9 protein-coding genes, 1 other RNA gene and 1 pseudogene are annotated in these 23,671 nt (G+C 53.6%); 6 read left to right on the top strand and 5 right to left on the bottom strand.

Annotation, left to right across the window (positions count from 1 at the left end):
• Positions 1–483: 483 nt before the first annotated feature.
• The 6 genes and pseudogenes from bapA to HU143_RS24800 form a co-directional block, all read left to right on the top strand.
• Complete coding sequence (gene bapA / locus HU143_RS05805; RefSeq protein WP_023226829.1) at positions 484–11,958, top strand: biofilm-associated protein BapA; 11,475 nt, start codon at positions 484–486, stop codon at positions 11,956–11,958.
• Positions 11,959–12,022: 64 nt separating this feature from the next.
• The gene (locus tag HU143_RS05800; RefSeq protein ID WP_023226828.1) at positions 12,023–13,432 is read left to right on the top strand and encodes a TolC family outer membrane protein; all 1,410 of its coding nucleotides are present in this window, start codon (positions 12,023–12,025) and stop codon (positions 13,430–13,432) included.
• Positions 13,429–15,609, top strand: coding sequence for a type I secretion system permease/ATPase (locus tag HU143_RS05795; protein ID WP_023226827.1), 2,181 nt, complete (start codon positions 13,429–13,431; stop codon positions 15,607–15,609). Before HU143_RS05800 ends, HU143_RS05795 begins: the two co-directional genes overlap by 4 nt.
• Before the next feature lie 7 nt (positions 15,610–15,616).
• The gene (locus tag HU143_RS05790; protein ID WP_072101449.1) at positions 15,617–16,780 is read left to right on the top strand and encodes an HlyD family type I secretion periplasmic adaptor subunit; all 1,164 of its coding nucleotides are present in this window, start codon (positions 15,617–15,619) and stop codon (positions 16,778–16,780) included.
• 71 nt (positions 16,781–16,851) lie between these two features.
• Positions 16,852–17,214, top strand: a transfer-messenger RNA (tmRNA) gene (ssrA, locus tag HU143_RS05785).
• Between the two features lie 202 nt (positions 17,215–17,416).
• Positions 17,417–17,499, top strand: a pseudogene (locus HU143_RS24800) (integrase); the annotation flags it as partial.
• Between the two features lie 292 nt (positions 17,500–17,791).
• Here HU143_RS24800 and HU143_RS05775 read toward each other — a convergent pair.
• The 5 genes from HU143_RS05775 to HU143_RS05755 form a co-directional block, all read right to left on the bottom strand.
• On the bottom strand, positions 17,792–18,706 hold the full coding sequence (locus HU143_RS05775; protein ID WP_020839148.1) for a hypothetical protein: 915 nt from the start codon (positions 18,704–18,706) through the stop codon (positions 17,792–17,794).
• 247 nt (positions 18,707–18,953) lie between these two features.
• Positions 18,954–19,712, bottom strand: a complete 759-nt coding sequence (qatD, locus tag HU143_RS05770) for a Qat anti-phage system TatD family nuclease QatD (protein ID WP_023193101.1) — start codon at positions 19,710–19,712, stop codon at positions 18,954–18,956.
• Positions 19,709–20,974, bottom strand: a complete 1,266-nt coding sequence (gene qatC / locus HU143_RS05765) for a Qat anti-phage system QueC-like protein QatC (protein ID WP_023226816.1) — start codon at positions 20,972–20,974, stop codon at positions 19,709–19,711. The genes qatD and qatC overlap by 4 nt, the downstream gene beginning before the upstream one ends.
• Entirely contained in the window at positions 20,971–21,780 is an 810-nt protein-coding gene (locus HU143_RS05760; RefSeq protein ID WP_023193100.1) for a hypothetical protein, read from the bottom strand. The genes qatC and HU143_RS05760 overlap by 4 nt, the downstream gene beginning before the upstream one ends.
• Positions 21,780–23,657, bottom strand: a complete 1,878-nt coding sequence (locus HU143_RS05755) for a KAP family P-loop NTPase fold protein (RefSeq protein WP_023226815.1) — start codon at positions 23,655–23,657, stop codon at positions 21,780–21,782. Before HU143_RS05755 ends, HU143_RS05760 begins: the two co-directional genes overlap by 1 nt.
• Positions 23,658–23,671: the final 14 nt, after the last annotated feature.

Below are 23,671 nucleotides of genomic sequence, written 5' to 3'. Positions count from 1 at the left end.
TTGTTTAAAAAATTTTTATAGCCTAATAACACAATACTTCAAATGATTTTTATAAAATTTAATATTGCTGAATACCTTCACAAAAAGTATTGTTTTTATGTTAAAAGAGAAAAAGAAGAAAAAATTAAAATTCATTATAAAACATAAAGATAAATAAAAAATTATCATGCATTGTTAGCCCACTCTACCTCTACTTAACACAAACTCCGTTATATTTCAGACGCACTAACACCTTTATCAATAGATCTTAATTTGCAGAAAGATTTTTTTCTGACTATATCATCTAATACGAAAGCACTAGTCAGGCACAAAAAACAAAGGGTTATTCGGCGAGAAAACCAGACCTCCACCTACGCTCATAAAAAAGAATATGGCTACGGAAATTCATCTCTCACGATGAACGGGAAGGCTCGTCTACGCATTTTGCCCTGAACGTCGTGCCCGTTAATTAATACACAGAGCAAATCCATCAGGAGCTAATTTATGCGTCTACTCGCCGTGGTTTCGAAATTGACTGGCGTCTCCACCACTGTGGAATCCTCAGCGGTCACTCTTAACGCCCCGTCAATTGTTAAATTATCAGTGGCCCGGGAGGAAATTAGTCAACTTACGCGCATTAATCAGGATCTGGTGGTGAGGCTCCATTCCGGCGAAACGATCACGATTAAAAACTTTTACGTTACCAACGATCTGGGCGCAAGCCAGTTAGTACTGGCGGAAAACGATGGCACGTTATGGTGGGTAGAAAATCCTCAAGCCGGGCTACATTTTGAACAAATCGCTGATATTAATGAACTGCTGGTCACTTCCGGCGCTTCCCATGAAGCAGGCGGCGCCGTTTGGCCGTGGGTACTGGCTGGCGCGGTGGCGGCTGGCGGCATTGCCGCTATCGCGTCTTCCGGCGGCGGCGATTCCCACCATCATTCGGATGGCGATAATCCGCCCCCCGATAACACCAATCCTGACGGTAATCCCCCTGATAACAGCAATCCCGGCGGCAGTACCCCCAACGGCAATACTCCAGGTAGCAGTAATCCTGTAGATACTACCCCGCCTCTCGCTCCCGGCGAATTATTGATTTCAGCGGACGGAAAAACGGTAAGCGGGCAAGCCGAAGCGGGCAGTACCATTACCATCAAAGATCCCTCAGGCAACGTCGTTGGCGAGGGCAAAGCGGATAGCGACGGTAAATTTAGTATTGATCTGACAGCGCCACAGATTAGCGGCGAACAACTTACCGTGACCGCGACTGACGATGCCGGCAATACCGGCCCATCCGCAACCATTGATGCGCCCAACATTCCTCTCCCCGATACACCGGTTATCACCGCCGCTATCGATGATGCCGCTCCCCTCACCGGCACGCTGAGCAATAATCAGTTTACGAACGACAGTACCCCCACTCTGGAGGGCACCGGCAGCGCAGGCACAGTCATCCATATTTACGCCAATGGTCAGGAAATAGGCTCAACAACGGTTGATACCAGCGGAAACTGGCGTTTTGCCATTACCAGCGCGCTAGCGGATGGGGAAAATCATTTCACCGCCATTGCGACTAACGTTAAAGGCGAAAGTAGCGAATCAGCCCGCTTTACGCTGACTATCGACACACTCAGCCCCGATGCCCCACGCGTTGAACTGATTGCCGATAACACCGGTTTGCTCACCGGGCCGCTACAGAATAATGACCGGACTGACGAGGCAAAACCGCTATTTTCCGGGCAGGGAGAGGCAGGCAATACCATCACGATTAAAGAAGGTTCAACCGTTATCGGCAGCGCTACCGTAGACGAAAATGGACGCTGGACCTTTACGCCGACTACGCCGTTAAGCGATGGCGAACATACCTTTACCGTCGAACAAAGCGACAAAGCCGGAAACACGAGCCGCGTGACGACAACGCCTACTATCATTGTGGACACCACACCGCCTGACGCCGCTATCATTGATAATGTTGCGAAAGACGGCACAACCGTTAGCGGCACCGCTGAAGCTGGCAGTACTGTGTCGATCTATGACCCGGCGGGAAATTACCTGGGCTCCACGATTACCGGAGAAAATAACCACTTCAGCATCACGCTGAATCCGGCTCAGACCCACGGCGAGCGTCTGGAAGCGCGTATTCAGGACGCCGTCGGTAACATCGGCCCCGCCACGGAGTTTACCGCTTCTGACTCACAGTATCCTGCCCAGCCGACTATCCTTACCGTGACGGATGACGCTGGCGCCGTTACCGGGCTGCTGAAAAATGGCGATGCCACAGATGATAACCGCCCAACCCTCAGCGGTACTGCTGAACCAGGCAGTACGATATCGATTAACGATAATGGCTTTCCTGTAGCGACCTTTCCGCCCATTGTCGCTGACGCTGACGGCAAATGGAGCTTTACCCCCTCGCTGGCGCTTGCCGATGGCGACCATGTCTTTACCGCTACCGCGACCAACGATCGCGGCACCAGCGGGCAGTCCGTCTCCTTTACCATTGATATCGACACGCAGCCGCCGGTGCTGGAAGGCCTGGCGGTTAGCGACGTCGGCGACAGACTCACCGGCACTACGGAAGCTGGCAGTACTGTGGTTATCAAAGACAGCCTGGGAAATACGCTCGGTAGTGGAACGGCAGGCGACGACGGTACCTTCTCAATAGGTATTAGCCCGGCGAAAATTAACGGCGAAACATTAAGCATTAGCGTTACCGATAAAGCCACGAATAGCGGTCCGGTAGAAACGCTGAACGCGCCGGATAAAACTGCGCCTGCGGCACCGGACGGTCTTACCGTGGCGACCGACGGTCTGTCCGTAAGCGGTCAGGCGGAAGCCGGGGCAACGGTCACTATCCGCGACAGTAGCAACACCGTACTTGGCAGCGCCGTCGCTAATGGCAACGGACAATTTATCGTTCCGCTGAATACGGCGCAGACTAACGGCCAGGCGCTTATCGCTACCGCCACCGATGTCGCGAAAAACGAAAGCGCCGCCGCGACGGTTATCGCGCCGGACAGTACCGCGCCGGAAATGCCGAAAAACGTGGTAATTAGTGAGGATGGCACCAGTATCAGCGGCACCGCCGAACCGGGTAGCGCCATCACGATCGCCACGCCGGACGGCAAGCCGCTTGGCAGCGGCAAAGCAGATGGCGAAGGTCATTTTACCCTTCCCCTCGTCCCCGCACAGACCAACGGCGAACAGGTTACCGTCACCGCTACCGACAGCGCCAACAACGTCAGCCCGCCAACCACAGCGCAAGCGCCCGATATCACCGCCCCGGATAAGCCCATTATCACTCAGGTGCTGGACGATGTTGAAAGCTTCACCGGGCCGCTGGTTAACGGACAAACCACCAATGACAACCGCCCCACCCTTAGCGGTACGGCGGAGGCTGGCGCGCGTGTCGAAATTTTTGATAACGGCGTTTCGCTGGGACTCGCCACGCTACAGCCCAACGGCGGCTGGACGTTTACGCCGTCGCAAAATTTAGGTGAAGGCGCGCATCGACTGACCGTAATCGCAACCGACGCTAAAGGCAATGCAAGTCCGGCCGCGTCATTCGACCTGGTGGTCGATACGCAATCGCCGCAGCAACCGGTAATCACCTTCATTACAGATGATACGCCGGGTATTCTCGGTAGCGTCGCGCATCTGGGGCTCACTAACGACAGCACGCCAACGATTAATGGTACAGGTGAACCGGGTTCCACAGTACACCTGTATCAGAATGGCGCCCGGATAGCAGATATTATCGTCGGTAATTCCGGCGTCTGGAGCTACGCTTACACCACGGCCTCGCCACTGGCGGACGACACCTACACCTTTACCGTGACGGCCAGCGACAGTAACGGCAACACCACGCCTTTTTCGACCGATTTTACGATTACCATTGATACCCAGGCCCCTGCCGCCCCCGGCGTTATCGGCGTAGCTGACGGCGACGGAAATACGATTGATACCAATCAGATTACCCAGGAATCCCAGCCCCGGTTGAGCGGTAGCGGCACCGCAGGCGACACAATCATCCTTTACGATAATGGCAATGCCATAGGTCAGGCGCTGGTCGGCACGGACGGACGCTGGCAGTTTACGCCGCCTGCCGCGCTGGGCGACGGCGACCACCTTCTGACCGCTCGCGCCAACGATCCGGCGGGGAACGAAAGTCCGGAATCCATCAGCTTTACCCTACGCATCGATACCCAGGCGCCGGATGCGCCGCAGATCGTGTCAGCCGCCATCACAGGCGGAGAAGGCGAGGTGCTACTGGCAAACGGCAGTATTACCAATCAGCGTATGCCGACCCTCAGCGGCACCGGCGAACCCGGCGCCATCATCACCCTGTACAATAACGGCGTAGAACTGGCTACCGTCCAGGTCAATCCACAGGGTAGCTGGATCTATCCGCTAACCCGTAATCTGAGCGAAGGATTAAACATCCTGACGGCCACCGCCACGGATGCCGCAGGCAATAGTAGCCCGACCTCCGGCGTTTTCTCCGTTACCCTTGATACCCAGCCTCCAGCGCAGCCTGACGCGCCGCTGATCAGCGATAACGTCGCGCCGGTTATCGGCAACATCGGCAATAATGGCGCAACGAACGATACCACGCCGACCTTCAGCGGCACGGGAGAGATCGGCAGCACGATAATTCTCTACAATAATGGCAGTGAAATTGGTCGCACAACGGTAGGCGATAACGGTAGCTGGAACTTTACGCCTGCGGCACTGACGCCAGAAACCTATACCATTACCGTCACGGAAACCGATATAGCGGGCAATATCAGTCCACCTTCCGCCTCAGTCACTTTTACGCTAGACACCACTGCGCCCGCCAATCCGGTTATCACTTTTGCCGAAGATAACGTCGGCGAAGTCCAGGATACTATTGTCAGCGGCGCAACCACTGACGACAATACACCGGTCATTCACGGCACTGGCGACATCGGCAGCGTGATCACGCTCTATAACGGCAGTAGTGTCGTGGGCGTAGTCACCGTCGATGAGACCGGTACCTGGACGCTAGCGGTGACCAGCGCGTTGCCGGATGGCGTCTACACCCTGACCGCCATTGCCGCCGATGCCGCCGGAAACAGCAGCGGCGTATCGAACAGCTTTACCTTCACCGTCGACACCGTTCCGTTGCAGCCGCCCGTCGTCAATGAGATCCTTGACGATATTGCGCCAGTGACCGGGCCATTAACCGATGGCGCCTTTACTAACGATCGGACGCTGACTATCAACGGCAGCGGCGAAAACGGCAGCACCGTCACGATTTACGACAATGGCGTGGCAATCGGGACGGCGCTCGTTACCGACGGGGTCTGGACATTCAATACGCCAGAATTGTCAGAAGTCAGCCATGCGCTAACCTTCAGCGCGACTGACGACGCTGGAAATACCACGGCGCAAACCCAACCGATCATCATTACCGTGGATATCACCGCCCCGCCCGCGCCAACGATCCAGACGGTGGACGACGATGGCACGCGCGTCGCCGGACTTGCCGATCCTTACGCTACCGTTGAAATTCACCATGCCGATGGCACCCTGGTCGGCAGCGCTGTCGCTAATGGCACCGGTGAATTCGTCGTTACGCTCAGTCCGGCGCAAACCGATGGCGGTACGCTGACGGCAATTGCTATCGATCGCGCGGGGAATAACGGCCCGGCTACGAATTTTCCTGCTTCCGACAGCGGTCTGCCCGCCGTCCCGGCCATCACGGCGATTGAAGATGATGTCGGGAGCATACAGGGGAATATTGCGGCGGGCGGCGCCACGGACGACACCATGCCGACGCTGCGCGGCACCACGGATATCGGCTCTACCGTTGAAGTTTTCATTGATGGCGATTCAGCAGGCTTTGCCACCGTTGACGCCAGCGGGAACTGGATCTTTGAGATCGCGACGCCATTAAGCGAAAGTACACATTACTTCACCGTCCAGGCAACCAATGCGAATGGCCCGGGCGGCCTGTCCGCACCGGTCGGGATCACTGTCGATCTTAGCGCGCCGGCGCAACCGGTTATTACCAGCGCAACGGATGATGTCCCCGGCATGACCGGTACGCTGGATAACGGCGCGCTCACCAATGATTCACGCCCGACGCTCAACGGAACGGGAGAAGCAGGCGCCACGATCCGCATTCTGGATAACGGCGTAGAAATCGGTTCCGCCACGGTAGATCAAAGCGGCAACTGGCGCTTCACCCCGAACGCGCCGCTGGAGAGCATCGCACACATCTTTACCGCCGTGGCGACCGATCCCGCTGGCAATAGCGGCCAGCCTTCGGACGGCTTTACGCTGAACATTGACGCGCTGGCGCCAGATGTGCCGGTTATCACCTCCGTGATTGACGATAACAATCAACCGACCGTCCCGGTGTTACCGGGGCAATCCACCGACGATCGACAGCCAATACTGAACGGAACTGGCGAACCTGGCGCGACAATCACCATTTTTGATAACGGTACGCCGCTTGGCACAGCTCAGGTAGGCGAAAACGGTAGCTGGACCTTCCCGGTGCCCCGCAATTTGTCAGAAGGAAGCCATAATCTGACGGTTAGCGCTACCGATCCGGCGGGCAATACCAGCGCGGTCTCCGCGCCGTGGACGATCGTGGTCGATATTACGCCTCCGGCGATCCCGGTTCTCACCTCCGTCGTGGATGACCAGCCCGGTATTACCGGCAACCTGGTTAGCGGGCAGCTAACGAACGATGCGACGCCCACCCTGAACGGGCGCGGAGAGGCAGGCGCGACGATTAATGTCTATCTTGACGGTAATCCCGCGTCCATCGGTACCACGACGGTGAATAGCGACGGCACATGGAGTTTCACACCGCAGACGCCGCTTGCAAACGGTAGCCACACGTTCACCCTTAGCGCCACCGATCCGGCGGGTAATAGCAGCTCGGTGTCCAGCGGATTTGTGCTGACGATTGACGCCACACCGCCCGCCGCGCCGGTTATCGCCAGCGTGGCAGACAATACGGCGCCGGTGACGGGCATCGTCCCCAACGGCGGCTCGACGAACGAAACCCGACCAACACTCTCGGGTACCGGTGAGGCGGGTACAACCATCTCGATTTATAATGGCAGCGCGCTGGTCGGCACGGCGCAAGTTCAGGCCAACGGTAGCTGGAGCTTTACGCCGTCTACCTCGCTGGGCGCGGGCGTCTGGAACCTGACGGCGACAGCAACCGATGCGGCAGGCAATACCAGCGCCGCGTCCGAAATACGCTCGTTTACTATTGATACCACGGCTCCCGCCGCGCCTGTTATTGATACGGTCTACGACGGTACGGGCCCCATTACCGGCAATCTGAGTTCAGGGCAGATCACAGACGAGGCGCGCCCTGTCATTAGCGGCACCCGTGAAGCCAACACAGCTATTCGTCTCTACGATAACGGCACGCTGCTGGCTGAAATTCCCGCCGACAATAGCAGTAGCTGGCGCTATACGCCTGATGCCTCTCTGGCGACGGGCAACCATGTAATTACCGTCATTGCCGTTGATGCCGCAGGCAACGCCAGTCCCGTTTCAGACAGCGTTAATTTCGTCGTCGATACCACGCCGCCGCTGACGCCGGTAATCACATCAGTCAGTGACGATCAGGCGCCAGACCTCGGCACGATCGCGAACGGCCAAAATACCAACGATCCTACGCCAACCTTCAGCGGCACCGCAGAAGCCGGCGCCACGATCACGCTCTATGAAAATGGTACGGTCATTGGCACGACAACGGCTCAGCCTGACGGCGCGTGGAGCGTCTCCACCTCAACGCTGGCAAGCGGAACGCACGTCATCACCGCCGTCGCCACCGATGCCGCAGGAAACAGCAGCCCGAACAGTACGGCTTTCACCCTGACGGTCGATACCACCGCGCCGCAAACGCCAATCCTGACGTCCGTGGTGGATGACGTCGCGGGCGGGGTCACAGGAAATCTCGCTAATGGTCAGATAACCAATGATAACCGCCCCACGCTGAACGGCACTGCCGAAGCGGGCAGCGTGGTCAGTATCTATGATGGCGACACTCTGCTTGGCGTCACCTCGGCTAACGCGAGCGGCGCGTGGAGCTTCACGCCGACGACAGGGTTAAACGACGGCACGCGCACATTAACAGTGACCGCCACCGACCCGGCAGGCAACGTTAGCCCGGCCACCAGCGGGTTTACTATCGTGGTCGATACCCTTGCGCCAACGGTTCCGCTTATAACCAGCATCGTTGATGATGTCCCGAACAACACCGGCGCCATTGGCAATGGACAATCGACCAACGACACACAGCCGACGCTCAACGGTACTGCGGAAGCCAACAGCGCGGTAAGCATCTTCGATAATGGCGCGCTGGTCGCGACCGTGAACGCCAATGCCAGCGGCAACTGGAGCTGGACGCCAACCGCCGCGCTCGGCCAGGGAGGTCACGCCTATAGCGTTAGCGCCGCCGATGCGGCTGGTAACGTTAGCGCCGCTTCGCCATCGATAACGATTATCGTGGATACCATTGCGCCCGGCGCGCCCGGCAACCTGGTCATCAATGCTACCGGTAATCGGGTGACGGGCACCGCGGAAGCAGGCAGTACAGTGACGATTACCTCTGATACTGGTGTGGTACTGGGAACCGCCACCGCCGACGGTACAGGCAGCTTCACCGCCACACTCACGCCCGCGCAGACCAATGGTCAGCCGCTACTGGCATTTGCCCAGGATAAAGCAGGCAACACTGGCATTGCCGCCGGATTTACCGCGCCCGATACGCGTGTGCCGGAAGCACCGATCATCACCAACGTAGTAGATGATGTGGGTATTTATACCGGCGCTATCGCCAACGGCCAGGTCACTAATGACGCACAACCCACATTGAATGGTACCGCTCAGGCGGGCGCCACGGTGAGCATTTATAACAACGGGGCGCTGCTCGGCACCACCACGGCGAACGCCAGCGGAAACTGGAGCTTTACCCCGACAGGCAATTTGACCGAAGGCAGCCACGCCTTCACCGCCACCGCGACTAACGCCAACGGTACAGGCAGCGTCTCCAGCGCCGCGACGGTGATTGTCGATACGCTGGCGCCCGGTACGCCGTCAGGTACGCTCAGCGCCGATGGCGGTTCACTTTCCGGGCTGGCAGAGGCAAACAGCACCGTAACCGTCACGCTGACGGGGGGCGTGACGCTCACCACCACCGCCGGCAGCAACGGCGCATGGTCTCTCACCTTGCCGACAAAACAAATTGAAGGTCAACTCATTAACGTGACGGCCACTGACGCTGCGGGTAACGCCTCCGGCGCGTTAGGCATTACTGCGCCGGTTCTGCCGCTGGCGGCAAGGGATAACATCACCAGTCTTGATCTGACCTCTACCGCCGTCACCAGCACGCAAAATTATTCGGATTACGGCCTGCTGCTGGTTGGCGCGCTTGGCAATGTCGCCTCGGTTTTGGGTAACGATACCGCTCAGGTTGAGTTCACCATTGCTGAAGGTGGTACGGGCGACGTCACCATCGATGCCGCCGCAACGGGAATCGTGCTTTCGCTGCTCAGTACTCAGGAGATTGTGGTACAGCGCTACGACACCAGCCTCGGCGCCTGGACGACGATCGTCAACACCGCCGTTGGCGACTTCGCGAATTTGCTTACCCTGACCGGGAGCGGCGTTACTCTGAACCTGAGCGGCCTGGGCGAAGGCCAGTACCGGGTACTCACTTATAACACCAGTCTGCTCGCCACCGGGTCATATACCAGCCTGGATGTCGATGTACACCAGACCAGCGCAGGTATTATTAGCGGGCCAACCATCAGTACCGGCAACGTCATGGCTGATGATACCGCGCCGACGGGCACCACGGTCACCGCCATCACCAACGCCAACGGCGTCAGTACGCCGGTCGGCGCGGGTGGCGTGGATATCCAGGGACAATACGGCACGCTGCACATTAATCAGGATGGCAGTTACACCTACACGCTGACTAAGCCCACGGCGGGATACGGACATAAAGAGAGCTTCACCTACACCATCACCCAGAATGGCGTCGGTAGCAGCGCCGCGCAACTGGTTATTAATTTGGGTCCCGCGCCTGTACCGGGCAGTGTGATAGCGACAGACAATAACGCCTCTCTGGTCTTTGATACTCACGTTAGCTACGTCAACAACGGTCCCTCGACACAAAGCGGCGTCACGGTATTAAGCGTCGGACTTGGTAATGTACTGAACGCGAATCTGCTTGATGATATGACTAATCCGATCATCTTTAACGTTGAAGAAGGCGCTACGCGAACCATGACGTTACAGGGAACCGTCGGCGGCGTCTCACTGGTTTCCACGTTCGATCTGTACGTTTATCGCTTCAACGATGCCATTCAGCAATATGAGCAGTTCCGGGTGGAAAAGGGCTGGATTAACACCCTGCTGTTAGCCGGACAGTCCCAGCCGCTGACCCTGACGTTGCCTGGCGGCGAATACCTGTTCGTGCTGAATACCGCCAGCGGCATTAGCGTCCTCACAGGCTATACGTTGGCGATTTCCCAGGACCACACCTATGCCGTTGACAGTATCACCGCCAACACCACCGGCAACGTACTGACCAATGATGTCGCCCCTACGGACGCCCTCCTCACTGAAGTAAACGGCGTGGCGATTGCGGCGACCGGCACGACGGAGGTAAACGGGCTGTATGGCACGCTCACCATTGACGCAAGAGGCAACTATACCTACACGCTGAAGAACGGCGTCGGCGCCGACAGCATTAAAACGCCGGACAGCTTTATCTATACGGTCAAAGCGCCAAACGGCGATACCGATACGGCCTCGCTCAATATCACGCCAACCGCCAGGGCGCTGGATGCGATTAATGATGTCAGCGATACCCTTAGCGTCGCCACGCTTCAGGATACCGCTGCCTGGCTGGACTCCAGCGTCGGCAGCGCCAGTTGGGGGCTACTCGGCAAATCGGGCAGCGGGAGCGGCACCTTTGACGTTGCAACGGGCACCGTACTTAAAGGCGCGTCACTGGTCTTTGATGTCTCCACGCTCATTACGCTGGGCAATCTGAATATTAGCTGGGCCATTCAGGAGAACGGGGCCGTCATACGCAACGGAACCGTCCCGGTGGCGAATATCACGCTGGGCAGCGCGACGGTGACCGTCAACCTGAGCGGCCTGGAGCTGGATGCCGGAACGTACACGCTTAACTTTACCGGCACCAATACCCTGGCCGGGGCGGCGACGATCACGCCACGCGTCATCGGCACCACCGTCGATCTGGATAATTTTGAAACGTCCGGAACGCATACCGTTCCCGGCAATATTTTTGATGGCAGCGATGCGGCGGGGGCGATGGATCAGCTTAATACGGTGAATACCCGCCTGAGCATTAGCGGGTATAACGGCAGCGCCGCCACGCTGGACGCCGCGGCGAATACCACCAGCGCCACGATTCAGGGACATTACGGCACATTGCAAATTAACCTCGATGGCGCCTACACCTACACCCTGAATAATGGCGTCGCGATGTCGTCCATCACCAGTAAAGAGGTCTTTACCTATCAACTGGATGACAAGATGGGTCATACGGATAGCGCCACATTGACCATTGATATGGCGCCGCAAATCGTCAGTACCAACCAAAACGATGTTCTCATCGGCTCCGCCTATGGCGATACGCTGATTTGCCACCTGTTAAACGGCGCGGACGCGACCGGCGGCAACGGCGCCGATCGCTGGCAAAACTTCTCTACCGCGCAGGGCGACAAGATCGATATCCACGAACTGCTGACCGGCTGGGATCACCAGGCGGCGACGCTGGGTAACTTTGTTCAGGTTCATACCAGCGGCGCCAATACGGTGATATCCGTCGATCGCGACGGCGCCGGCAGCGCGTTTAAATCAACTGACCTTGTCACTCTGGAGAATGTGCAGCTCACGCTAAATGATCTGTTGCAGAACAACCACCTGATAACCGGCGGTTGATAAAAAAGCCCCGAACGCCACGACGTTCGGGGCAACAAGCGGTGATATTTAAAAGGGATAAACTATGGGAAGAGTCGCGCCTGTCGCCATCGTACTGGCATTTGCTTTGTTTCATCACCAGCCCCGGGGCGCAGAAGCGCCGCCAATGATTACATCCGAAGGATTAGCAACGAACCAGATGCTCCCTTCGCTGGATGGCTCCGCCGCTGAGTTGCCGCTCAGCGCCGCCGCGCCGGGCAACCTGACGCTCAATGATGCGGTCAATCGCGCCGTTAACTGGCATCCTTCTATTCGCGAAGCCGTCGGCAAACTGCTCGCACAGAATGAACAAATAGAGGTCGCCAAATCGAAATATTATCCGCAAGTCAGCGCTGGCGTGAACAATGGGTACAGCAATACCTACACCGATCACGGGTATAGCCCCTCGCTGGTGCTGTCGGTATCGCAAATGCTTTATGACTTCGGCAAAGTGGCAAGCCAGGTTCGCGCCGAAACCGCAGGCGCAGCACAGCAACAGGCCAACGTGTTGCTCAGTATTGATACCGTCGCGCACGAAACCGCCAACGCCATTGTACAAACGCAGAGCTGGCAGCAAATGGTAGAAGCGGCGGAAGAACAGCTCGTCGCGCTGGACAGCATCGGTAAACTTATCCGGCAGCGCAGCGATGAAGGCGCTACGTCGCTCTCTGACGTGGTGCAAACCGAAGCCAGAATCGAATCCGCCCGCTCGCAACTGGCGCAGTATCAGGCCAATCTCGACAGTGCGAAAGCCTCACTGATGAGCTGGCTGGGCTGGAATTCGCTTAACGGCATCAATAATGACTTCCCGGCGAAACTTGCTCGCAGCTGTGAGACGGCGACGCCCGACGATCGACTGGTGCCCGCGGTACTGGCCGCCTGGGCGCAGGCCAACGTTGCGCGGGCGAATCTGGACTATGCCAGCGCGCAAATGACGCCGACGATTTCGCTCGAACCTTCTGTACAACATTATCTTAATGATAAATATCCCAGTCATGAAGTGCTGGATAAAACCCAGTATTCCACCTGGGTAAAAGTTGAGATGCCGCTTTATCAGGGCGGAGGGCTGACTGCCCGACGCAACGCCGCCAGCCATGCGGTAGACGCGGCTCAGTCGACCATTCAGCGCACCCGGCTTGATGTCCGCCAGAAACTGATGGAGGCGCGCAGCCAGGCAATGAGTCTTGCCAGCGCGTTACAAATCCTTCGTCGGCAACAGCAGCTTAGCGAACGTACGCGCGAACTGTATCAGCAGCAATACCTTGACCTCGGTTCCCGCCCGCTGCTCGACGTGCTTAATGCGGAGCAGGAAGTTTACCAGGCGCGTTTTGCCGAACTGCAAACGGAAAGCCAGTTGCATCAGTTGCAACTGAACTGTCTGTATAACACCGGCGCGCTTCGTCAGGCGTTCGCGTTAAATCATCGCAGCATTCAATCCGTGGAGATCCAGCCATGACCCGCGCCGCCCCCGATGTAGAAGAGGTACTCAGTGAGCGCGCGCTAAGCCAATGGGCGCAGGCCATCAGCTATGTCGCCGGTCATTATCGCGTTGCCTGTTCTCCCGGTTCAATTCAGGCCAACGCCCCGTGGTTTAGGGGTAAAAGCAGAACGACCGCCTTAACGCAGCTCGCGCGGCAGGCGGGTTTATCCTTTCATGCGCCGGACATAGACAAAACGGCATTTAGTCAGTGGCGATTGCCGTTGGTTGTCGAGCTCCGGGACGGGCAGTTATTGGTCATCGAACATGTTAATAGCGAAGATGCGGTAGACGTTTTTGTGATTGAAGAAGAGGGTCAGCGTAACCGCCTGACGCTCAGCGAGTTATTGCCGGAGATCCTCTATGTTGCCGCGCTACGCCCGCTATCGGCGCTCAAGGATAGCCGCGTCGACCGCTATATCTCCCGCTTTAAACCCGACTGGATGCGCGAGCTGGTTCTGCAGGATATTCGCCCTTATTTACCGGTAATGGTCGCCGCCTTTCTGATTAACGTGCTGTCGCTGGCCGGGATTGTGTTCTCTATGCAGGTTTACGATCGGGTGATCCCCGCTCAGTCATATCCTACCCTGTACGTTCTCTCCTTCGGCGTGCTGGTAGCGGTGCTGTTCGGTTTTCTGCTGCGTGAAGCGCGTACGCACATTATGGATGTGCTCGGTAAACGCGCCGATATGCGCATTTCCGATCGGGTATTCGGTCATGCGTTAAGGCTGCGCAACAGCGCTATCCCCCGTTCCACCGGCAGTTTTATCTCGCAGTTACGCGAACTGGAGCAGATCCGCGAGATGATTACCTCTTCAACGCTGGCGACCATTGTCGATCTGCCTTTCTTTTTCCTGTTTATGATAGTCCTGGCGATTATTGCCCCACCGCTGGCATGGATAGCGCCCGTGGCGGCTCTGCTGATGATCCTGCCGGGTGTCGTACTGCAAAAAAAACTGGCTGTCCTCGCCAACCAGGCCGCCCATGAAGCGACGCTACGCAATGCAGTCTTGGTCGAAAGCGTTCAGGGGCTGGAAGATATTAAACTGATGCAGGCGGAGAACCGCTTTCTTCAGCAGTGGAATAGCTATATTCGTATTACCGGCGAGTCGGGTCTACGCACCCGCAAACTCACGCAAGGGCTTATCAGTTGGGGGATGTCGGTACAAAGTCTGGTGTATGCCGCAGTGATTATGTTCGGCGCGCCGATGGTCATTGAAGGCAGTATGACTACCGGCGCCGTGGTCGCCGCGTCGATGCTCGGCTCGCGGATGATCGCGCCAATGGCTAACCTGTGCGGCGTGCTGGCGCGCTGGCAGCAGGTGAAAGCGGCGAAGATGGGTCTCGACAACATTATGCAACTGCCCACCGAGACACAGCATGACGATAGCCTGATACACCGCGACATCCTCCACGGGCATTACCTCTTTGAAAACGCTCAGTTTCGTTACCATAACGACGATCAACGCATACCGTTGCGCCTCGTACGTCTGGAGATCATGCCAGGCGAGCGGATTGCGATACTGGGGCGTAACGGCGCGGGTAAATCCACACTTTTACAGGCGATGGCGGGCGGCCTGGAGATGATTCAGGGAGATGCCCGGCTTGATAATCTCAGCTTGTCGCACATCGATATGGCGGATTTACGCCGCAACATCGGCTTTCTTAGCCAGAACGCGCGGCTTTTCTTCGGCACCCTACGAGAGAACCTGACGCTCGGCGCGCCGCACGCCAACGATGAACAGATTTTTGACGCGCTCGAAGTCAGCGGCGGCGCCGTCTTCGTCAGGCGGCTGGCAAAAGGGTTGGATCATCCCATTATGGAGGGCGGTAACGGCCTGTCCGGCGGGCAGCGTCAGTCCCTGTTGCTGGCGAGAATGCTGCTGCGCTCCCCCAATATTGTGTTACTTGACGAACCCAGCGCCTCGCTGGACGAGCATACGGAGCGAGAGTTTATTCAGCGGTTACATCAGTGGCTTGGCAACCGTACCCTGATCGTCGCGACGCACCGGGTACCAATACTGGAGCTGGTTGAGCGTGTCGTTGTCCTGAAAGAAGGACAACTGGTGATGGATGCGCCAAAAGCGCAGGCGCTTAACGCGGATCGGATGCAAAGTCACCGTCGGGAGTGGAAAAATGAAAATCAATCAGCATGATGCCGCGATGGACGATTTCGATATTCAGCGTGAACGGGCGTTTTCCGGCGCGGGTCGTATTGTTCTGATCTGCTCACTGTTATTTCTCATTCTCGGCATCTGGGCGTGGTTTGGCCGACTGGATGAGGTTTCCACCGGCAACGGGAAAGTGATCCCAAGTTCACGCGAACAGGTTCTGCAGTCGCTGGATGGCGGCATTCTGGCGCAGTTGACGGTGCGGGAAGGCGACAGAGTTCAGGCCAACCAGATTGTCGCCCGGCTTGATCCGACGCGTCTGGCATCCAATGTTGGTGAAAGTGCGGCAAAATATCGCGCTTCACTCGCCTCCAGCGCACGGTTAACCGCGGAAGTCAGCGACTTACCTCTCGCCTTCCCCGCTGAGCTGAACGGCTGGCCGGATCTGATTGCCGCAGAGACGCGTCTCTATAAAAGCCGCCGCGCGCAGCTGGCCGATACCGAAGCCGAGCTACGGGATGCGCTGGCGTCGGTTAATAAAGAGCTGACCATTACCCAGCGGCTGGAGAAAAGCGGCGCGGCCAGTCATGTTGAAGTGCTGCGCCTGCAACGACAAAAAAGCGATTTAGGCTTAAAAATTACCGATCTGCGCTCACAATATTATGTGCAGGCACGCGAAGCGTTATCGAAAGCGAACGCTGAGGTCGATATGCTCTCCGCCATTTTAAAAGGACGCGAGGATTCCGTCACCCGCCTCACCGTGCGTTCGCCGGTACGCGGCATTGTTAAAAATATCCAGGTCACGACGATTGGCGGCGTGATCCCGCCTAACGGCGAGATGATGGAGATAGTGCCGGTAGACGATCGTCTGCTGATTGAAACCCGCCTTTCGCCGCGTGATATCGCCTTTATTCATCCCGGCCAACGCGCATTGGTTAAAATTACTGCTTACGATTACGCCATTTACGGCGGGCTTGACGGCGTGGTGGAGACCATTTCACCGGATACCATTCAGGATAAAGTGAAACCGGAAATTTTCTACTATCGCGTGTTTATCCGCACCCACCAGGACTATCTACAAAATAAATCAGGACGCCGTTTTTCGATTGTTCCAGGCATGATCGCCACGGTAGATATCAAAACCGGTGAAAAAACCATTGTCGACTATTTAATCAAACCGTTTAATCGCGCGAAAGAAGCGCTGCGCGAGCGGTAAATCGTTGAAGATAAGAAGATACGGGGGCTGGTCACGCGTGTCACAAGTCTGTTATACTTACCTTACACATTGGGGCTGATTCTGGATTCGACGGGATTTGCGAAACCCAAGGTGCATGCCGAGGGGCGGTTGGCCTCGTAAAAAGCCGCAAAAAAATAGTCGCAAACGACGAAAACTACGCTTTAGCAGCTTAATAACCTGCTTAGAGCCCTCTCTCCCTAGCCTCCGCTCTTAGGACGGGGATCAAGAGAGGTCAAACCCAAAAGAGATCGCGCGGATGCCCTGCCTGGGGTTGAAGCGTTAAAACGAATCAGGCTAGTCTGGTAGTGGCGTGTCCGTCCGCAGGTGCCAGGCGAATGTAAAGACTGACTAAGCATGTAGTACCGAGGATGTAGGAATTTCGGACGCGGGTTCAACTCCCGCCAGCTCCACCAAAATTCTCCATCGGTGATTACCAGAGTCATCCGATGAAATCCTGAAAGCCCGCATGGCACAAGCTCTGCGGGCTTTTTTATGTCTTCAATTTGTCCTGCAAAATCTCAAGCAAACTAATTTATTCTGAACTTTTAGGCCCATTGATAGGCCCAACGAAAAGCTCTATTGTTTTCGTTGGGCCTAAAAGCATGGAGACGACTCATGGCAAGACGAACCAAGCGTTAACAGATACGGAAATCAAAGCCGCCAAACTTAAAGATACCGATTACCAGCTGTATGATGGAAGAAAGACCGGAAACTTCAGTTTAGACTGGCACTGTTTACAGGGGGAAGGTCAGGATGACTCGGTACGAAAGGTTATTTATCTGGCAATCAAGGATGCATCAAAAAAATGGAGTATGCCGATCCAGAATTGGTGACTGGCGATGAGTCGCTTTATTGTCGAGTTCGGTGACCGCCTGAACGATCACCTTTAATATATTGGCAGTTACACAGAATTACTGACAGGCTCAATTTCGGCGGTAGTCACAAATAGCCATATGAGCAGGCCTTTCCACTCGGGAAGACTTTTTCACGTCAGGGATAAGTGATATGCCCTACAATCGCGCAGATGAGTCGATAATCGCTAACGTAGAAGATCTCCGGATTATCCGCACTTTGCTCGCCGATAAAGAAAACCCAAGCTTTATCTTTCAGCCCTTTCCCTTTGGCTTCTATCGCCTCTGTCCGAGCGGCCTCCAGCTCTTTGCGAACCACGGTACGCTTGGCTTTTGACCAGCCAGCCCAATCGATGTAGATCTGGTAGCTTCGAGTGGGTTTAGGTTTACCTGACTCATCTTCCCCCCATTCACCAGACAGTGGAATGATGAGTTTTTCATCATTTTCAGTAAATTTGTTCCAGAGTAGTGGTGCATAAAAGATCTTCGGCTCCGGGTAAGGTTGAATCTCATTCCGGAGCTTTTTAAACGCCGTCATGTAGATTTGACCACTGATACCAGGAACGTTAAGCGACATTCCCCGGTCATGCGGGAACCGGATGAAGGCACGGCAAATATTGCGAATAGCATTCACTTGACGCCGGGATTGTCGTTCGGATGAATTACCTTCACCAGATTGTGAGGATGCTGAACGTGTCGAACTGGATTTACTTTCATCACCAGAGAAACCGGGTTCAACAACCGGGCGTTTTTCGATCAACTTTAATCCCGAGGGCATTAAACCCGGAGCACTGTCCAGTATGTTGCGGACACTCGCCTTCTGGCCTTGGCGAATTACTGTGCTTTCAGCATCAGCATCACATTCATGATGATGTTGAATATGTCGTTTCTTTTTAAAATAGGCTCTGACTTTTTTATCTTTTTCCCATGCAGCAGGATGCATGGTTATACCACACCCCCAGCACACATAGCCTTCCGTATCAACACTATCAAGCAACCACAGATCCTCTGCCTCTACAATCTCACGGGTATGTTTATCACGTGCAGACTCCATCACATTTTCCTTTTGTAGAATAAAAATCCAGCATACCTAGTTTTGGCAGTCAAATGCTCACAAAGATGATTCTCCATAAAACTCGTCGGTAATGTCTCTCGCTGCCAATTCCCCCTAAAAGTTATGAGGTTCCTTGATTTAAGTACGTTGCGGTTACTCACTATGTCAACAAACAGCATACGCATTGAGACTTACACCATCCGACTAAAATATCTGTTAAACCTGTGGCAATTGAATACCATTTCGTTTAAGAGTTGAGAGCAATTCGATTGACCCCGATCTGTCCAAGCAACGTTTTCGTATTGCTTAACAATTGTAGCTTTACATCATTTTCAGGCATTGACCACGCCTGACCCAGCAATCGAACTGTAATATTGAAATCCCATGGCATCACAGTTCGATTGTCAAATTGAGCAAATGGCCCGTCGCTCTCTGGCACAACCTTGTCTTTAGGGAGCTTAGTAGCAAGAGCTTTCCCTGCGGCAGAGTTGAAAGCAGCCGGACCAATACTGAACCAGCATCCCTGTGCTGAAGCATCCCTCAATTCCGTAACACTTCCAGTGAACCAATGTAAAATAGGAATTCCGTGAGAGGGGAACGCTTTTAAGGTAGCTAGCACATCCGGAACGGCCTGTCTTGAGTGAATGCTCATTGCTCGTCCCCCAACATCGTGGCACTTCCTGACCGCCTCGGAAAACACTCGACGTTGCATCGCGTAACTGGTGGAATATCGTTTTGAACCATCCAATCCAATCTCACCTACAGCAGCTACGTTTTGAATCAACTCGAGAAGCATTTCCAATTCCTGGAAACGATCAGCGACAATTTCAGGATGAAGTCCAGGACTGATCATTACCGATTCATGTTTTTCTAAAACATGACTTGTAGCCTGAAAAGCCTTTGGGCTCGTAGTAACTAACCAAGTGAAAACATTACGCTTAATCGCACCGGCATAAACATTTCTAGCCTTGGGATACAAATCAACGTGACAGTGAAAATCAATCAAAGCAATTTATCCTGAGTGAGTACAGTTTCTAGCTCTTTTATACCTTCTTGCAAAACTCTACGGTACATAGGGCGCTCGTTAATCGGTGCAAAAGCCAACGAGCCACCAAGAAATCTATCAAGCCCTCTCTTCCTTACATCAAGGATGGCAAGTGCAACAGCCATAGGATCATCGGGTGCACTTGATTTATCACTGCCAACAACAGACTCAAAGCGGTAAGATGTTGTATCCCCCTCAGGTATCCATGCAAGGAATGCAGCCCGACGGATCAAGCATGGAACACAGCGTCCACAGTGCTGACGATTATAAGTTCGAAAACGGCCACAACTTGTAGAATCAGCAGCCCATTTTTGCAAGAGGTCTTGGTCAAGACATTCCCGCATCATTTCGCCTTTAGTTTTAAAACGGTAAGGCAATTGAAACTGCACATTAATACCCAAAGTATCCAGAACTCTTTGCAACATATCGATAAACATAGGATGCGTTGTTCGAGTACTCAAACTAGATACACGCCCTGGAACCAAAGGAGGATTAATGGAGATCACCCCATTTTCCGGGATAAATATTGTTGGCTTCGGTTGGTTGATTTTTGTTGAAGCAAGTAGTGCAAATGCATAAAAAGCTAATGAACGACCACGTGTAGAAGGTTCGCGCGATCCTTTGAAGCTGATACCATGACTCCATTGATAATGTGAGCCATTTCCCATCAGCATAGCCGCGTATGCTCTCTGTCGCTCTGAATCTTTATGTGCGAGCTGAGAAACAAATAGAGGTTTTTGGCCTTTAGTTACTAAATCAATCCCACCTATTAGACTATCTAATCCCCCCGATAATAAAGACACGCAGTCATTGCTGAGAAAAGCGCCGTCTCCTTGAGGAGATTCCATGCCTGCATTATTGAAATTTAATAACCAATAATCACCAGTCAGAACTTTTAGCATATCTTCAAGATCAGATTTCAGCGGTAGCCATTTATCTGGATCGCACAACCCAACCGTAAGCTGAATATTCCGGGTCCAGCCATCTGCACTTGTTCTTCTAGGGCTTGATAGATCCGCGCTACATACCGCGAGGCAAAACTGTACGAAATCCCAAATCTCTGTTGAAGGTCGAAACCCACCCCGTTTTAATGCACCATGCCATCGATTCGCAATTGTACCAACACCTGCACGCTTAGCGCCTTTAAAATAGGAGAATACTCGCTCATCAGCAGGAATCTGCGCTGGAATCAGTTCTGCTTTAGCACACATAACTTTAATCATTCTGAAAATACCTCTAAGGCAGACAAGAGAATTGACTGAGCCAAACTTTTCGGTTCTGTATTTTTTGTAGTTTGTTTTTCCAATACCACTCTAACCTCAGCACCGACCCACTCGCGAATATCAGAACGCCGTTCCTGAATTAATAAAGGATCATATTTTAATTTTTCGTAAGTCTGTCCAAGCTGGAGATCTATTCGATTACAAATCTCATTCGCAATGGTCAACCCCATGACTTCAGCTATCTGCGCATCCGTGAGATTAAATATGTCCACGTCCGGATAAAGTTCATAGAGTTGTGCCATAGCCTCCGCGCCAGCATTACGGAGCGATTCGTCATCAACGCTTCCTGTCCCAGGAATAACCTCTTTCAAAATTTCAAGAGTAAGATCTGTTGCCGAAAGGTTCTCTTGACGAACGTGAGTAAGCCAATCAATCACTCGCTGGTCGTTTCCATCCCTAACAGACGTCAGGAACTCACCAAGACTACCGACACCACTGGCAACACCTCGCATAGTAGCGGCTGCTCGTCGCGCGCCCCCCATGCCTTTGGAGACCATGCTTTTTGTCGCACCACGTAAATTATCGTGGCTGCCATTTTGCAGATATCTCCCAAGTAGCGAACGAGCAGGTCCAAACCGTCGTTCTGGTGCTATTGCACCATCAGGAATTACATTTCCACCGTTCTCCTCCGATGGTGAATCAGGCGAATCACCTCCACCTGTTGTAGAGTCACTTTCAGGTTTTAACCATTCAGGATCAAACGGTGAACCTGCACGGCCTCCCCCACTAGAAGTTGATGTTCCCATTAGCGCCTCCTCCCAAGGTTCACAATTGCATTCCTAGTTGTTTTTGGTAATTCGTTAAGATCTTTCCATCGTTCTAAAAGTTGCTGTGCCCATGGCTGAGCACCAAGAGTTGGGATTAAACCTGGGCCAATAAGTTTCAGAGGAGCCTGATCCAACAAGCTGACTGCTTTATTCCCAATTTCCGTGTAAACCTTGCAGCACTCAATCAGCATTACAATTTCTTTGCTACTCTTCCAGGTACGTGAGGTACTATTGCTCTGCCAGGCCTTAGTCATCGCCAACTCTGTCTGTGAAGGTCCTATTTTCCTCATAAGTTCAACTAAGGACTCATGACCATTAGTTGCAACTTTCAGTGCGTCTCTCAATTTTCTAGAATCAGGAGTCATATTGTCATCACCGAAGTCACGAGTTCCAGAGTCACGACTGAGGTGGAGAAGCGGGCGTAGATCCTCGGTTCCCAAAGCTGGCAGGAGTTGGAGCCATTGCTGAGTAAATGGCGTATTCTTGAAAGGCTCAGGTAAACTACTCTGACCCGCTGCAGCAGCTTCAGCATCCGCCAAAACTTGTACCCTACCGTCATTATCCGAATGAACACGACTAGCAAGTTCCTCAGCAAGGCTTTCGTCGCACCTTTCAAGGAGATGCCATTTTGCCAGTGCGGCTATATCTAACGTTATTCCCTGAGGCGCAGAAAGAGCATCACGCAAATAAACAGTATTTAAAAATCTTTTCATTAGCCGGGGATTAGCGTTTACTGCTAAAGAACTATGAAGAAGAGCCGCAAGGCCTTGGGCTAAATCCATTAAACTTTTGAGTGCATTAACATGCTCAACCAGTTCATATAAAAACTCTTGATTGATCGTTTCACCTTTCCAACTATTACGCAGCTTCTCAGGGATAACGCTAAGAGCATGATTGAATCTTTCCTTACTGAAATGACCTGCGTTGGTCTCTCGCTCAAGCAGCAAAAGCACCAGATACGCTTTCGCCTCATTCAAACCAAGGCGAGGAACATGCAGTGGAACCTGTATTAATTTATCGAAATAGTTAGTTGCAACATCGCCCGTAATTCCCGCTCCATCAAAGTGAACCTTCACTGCAGCTTTTATAAAATCATTATCTGCAGCAATAACGAAAGCGCTACGGCGAATAAATAGTAATAAACGAATTGATTCAAGTGTTGAAATTGCTGTTTGTGGCAAACATCTGTCTAAATCATCCACAAATATTACTAGCGTAATTTTCAACTCATCGAGAATACTCTCTAAAGTATCCCTGAATGCCTGAATATGGGCTGGCATCGAGAATGGTTCACTCGGTTTTAGAAGACCACTGGTATTTAGCTCGAGACTATCTGTATCTGATGATCCATTGCTCGATTTGTCATCCGACGCAAACCAACCAGCCAATTTACAAACGGTTTTTCCAAGAGAACCGACAGGAATGCCAGTAGTTAAAGTCAATGCAGCTTCGCTGCTTAATTGAGCGACTCGGAGAAGATTTATCCTTCGCCACAATTCAGATACTTTGTCAGTGATAGTCTTATTTTCATCTGTAAGCCGAACAATCTCGTCCCCCACAATTTGTAACAATGCACTTCTGGCGGACTCAAAATCTTGGTACAGCCATGGATTGAAAGTGAGTACGACGAAGGAATGCTTTTCTTGATTTCTCTCTTCAACCAACGCCCCTTTAACTGAAGAGCTCTCCAGGCGGGATGCAATCATTTTCACCAGAGAAGATTTACCAGCTCCCCAGCCACCTGAGACCCCTATAGAAATAGGTTCCCCATTAGCCTGCTTCAGCAGGCTTGCGCATGCATCAGCAACAACACCAAAATTCAAATAATCAACAGTTGTCTCGTTGTCATGCCACATAGCGAAAAATCCAT

This window comes from Salmonella sp. SJTUF14076, assembly GCF_015534835.1.
Taxonomy (GTDB): Bacteria; Pseudomonadota; Gammaproteobacteria; order Enterobacterales; family Enterobacteriaceae; genus Salmonella; species Salmonella enterica.
The sequence above is the reverse complement of the archived record's forward strand: the minus strand, read 5'-3'. Positions and strand labels throughout refer to the sequence as shown.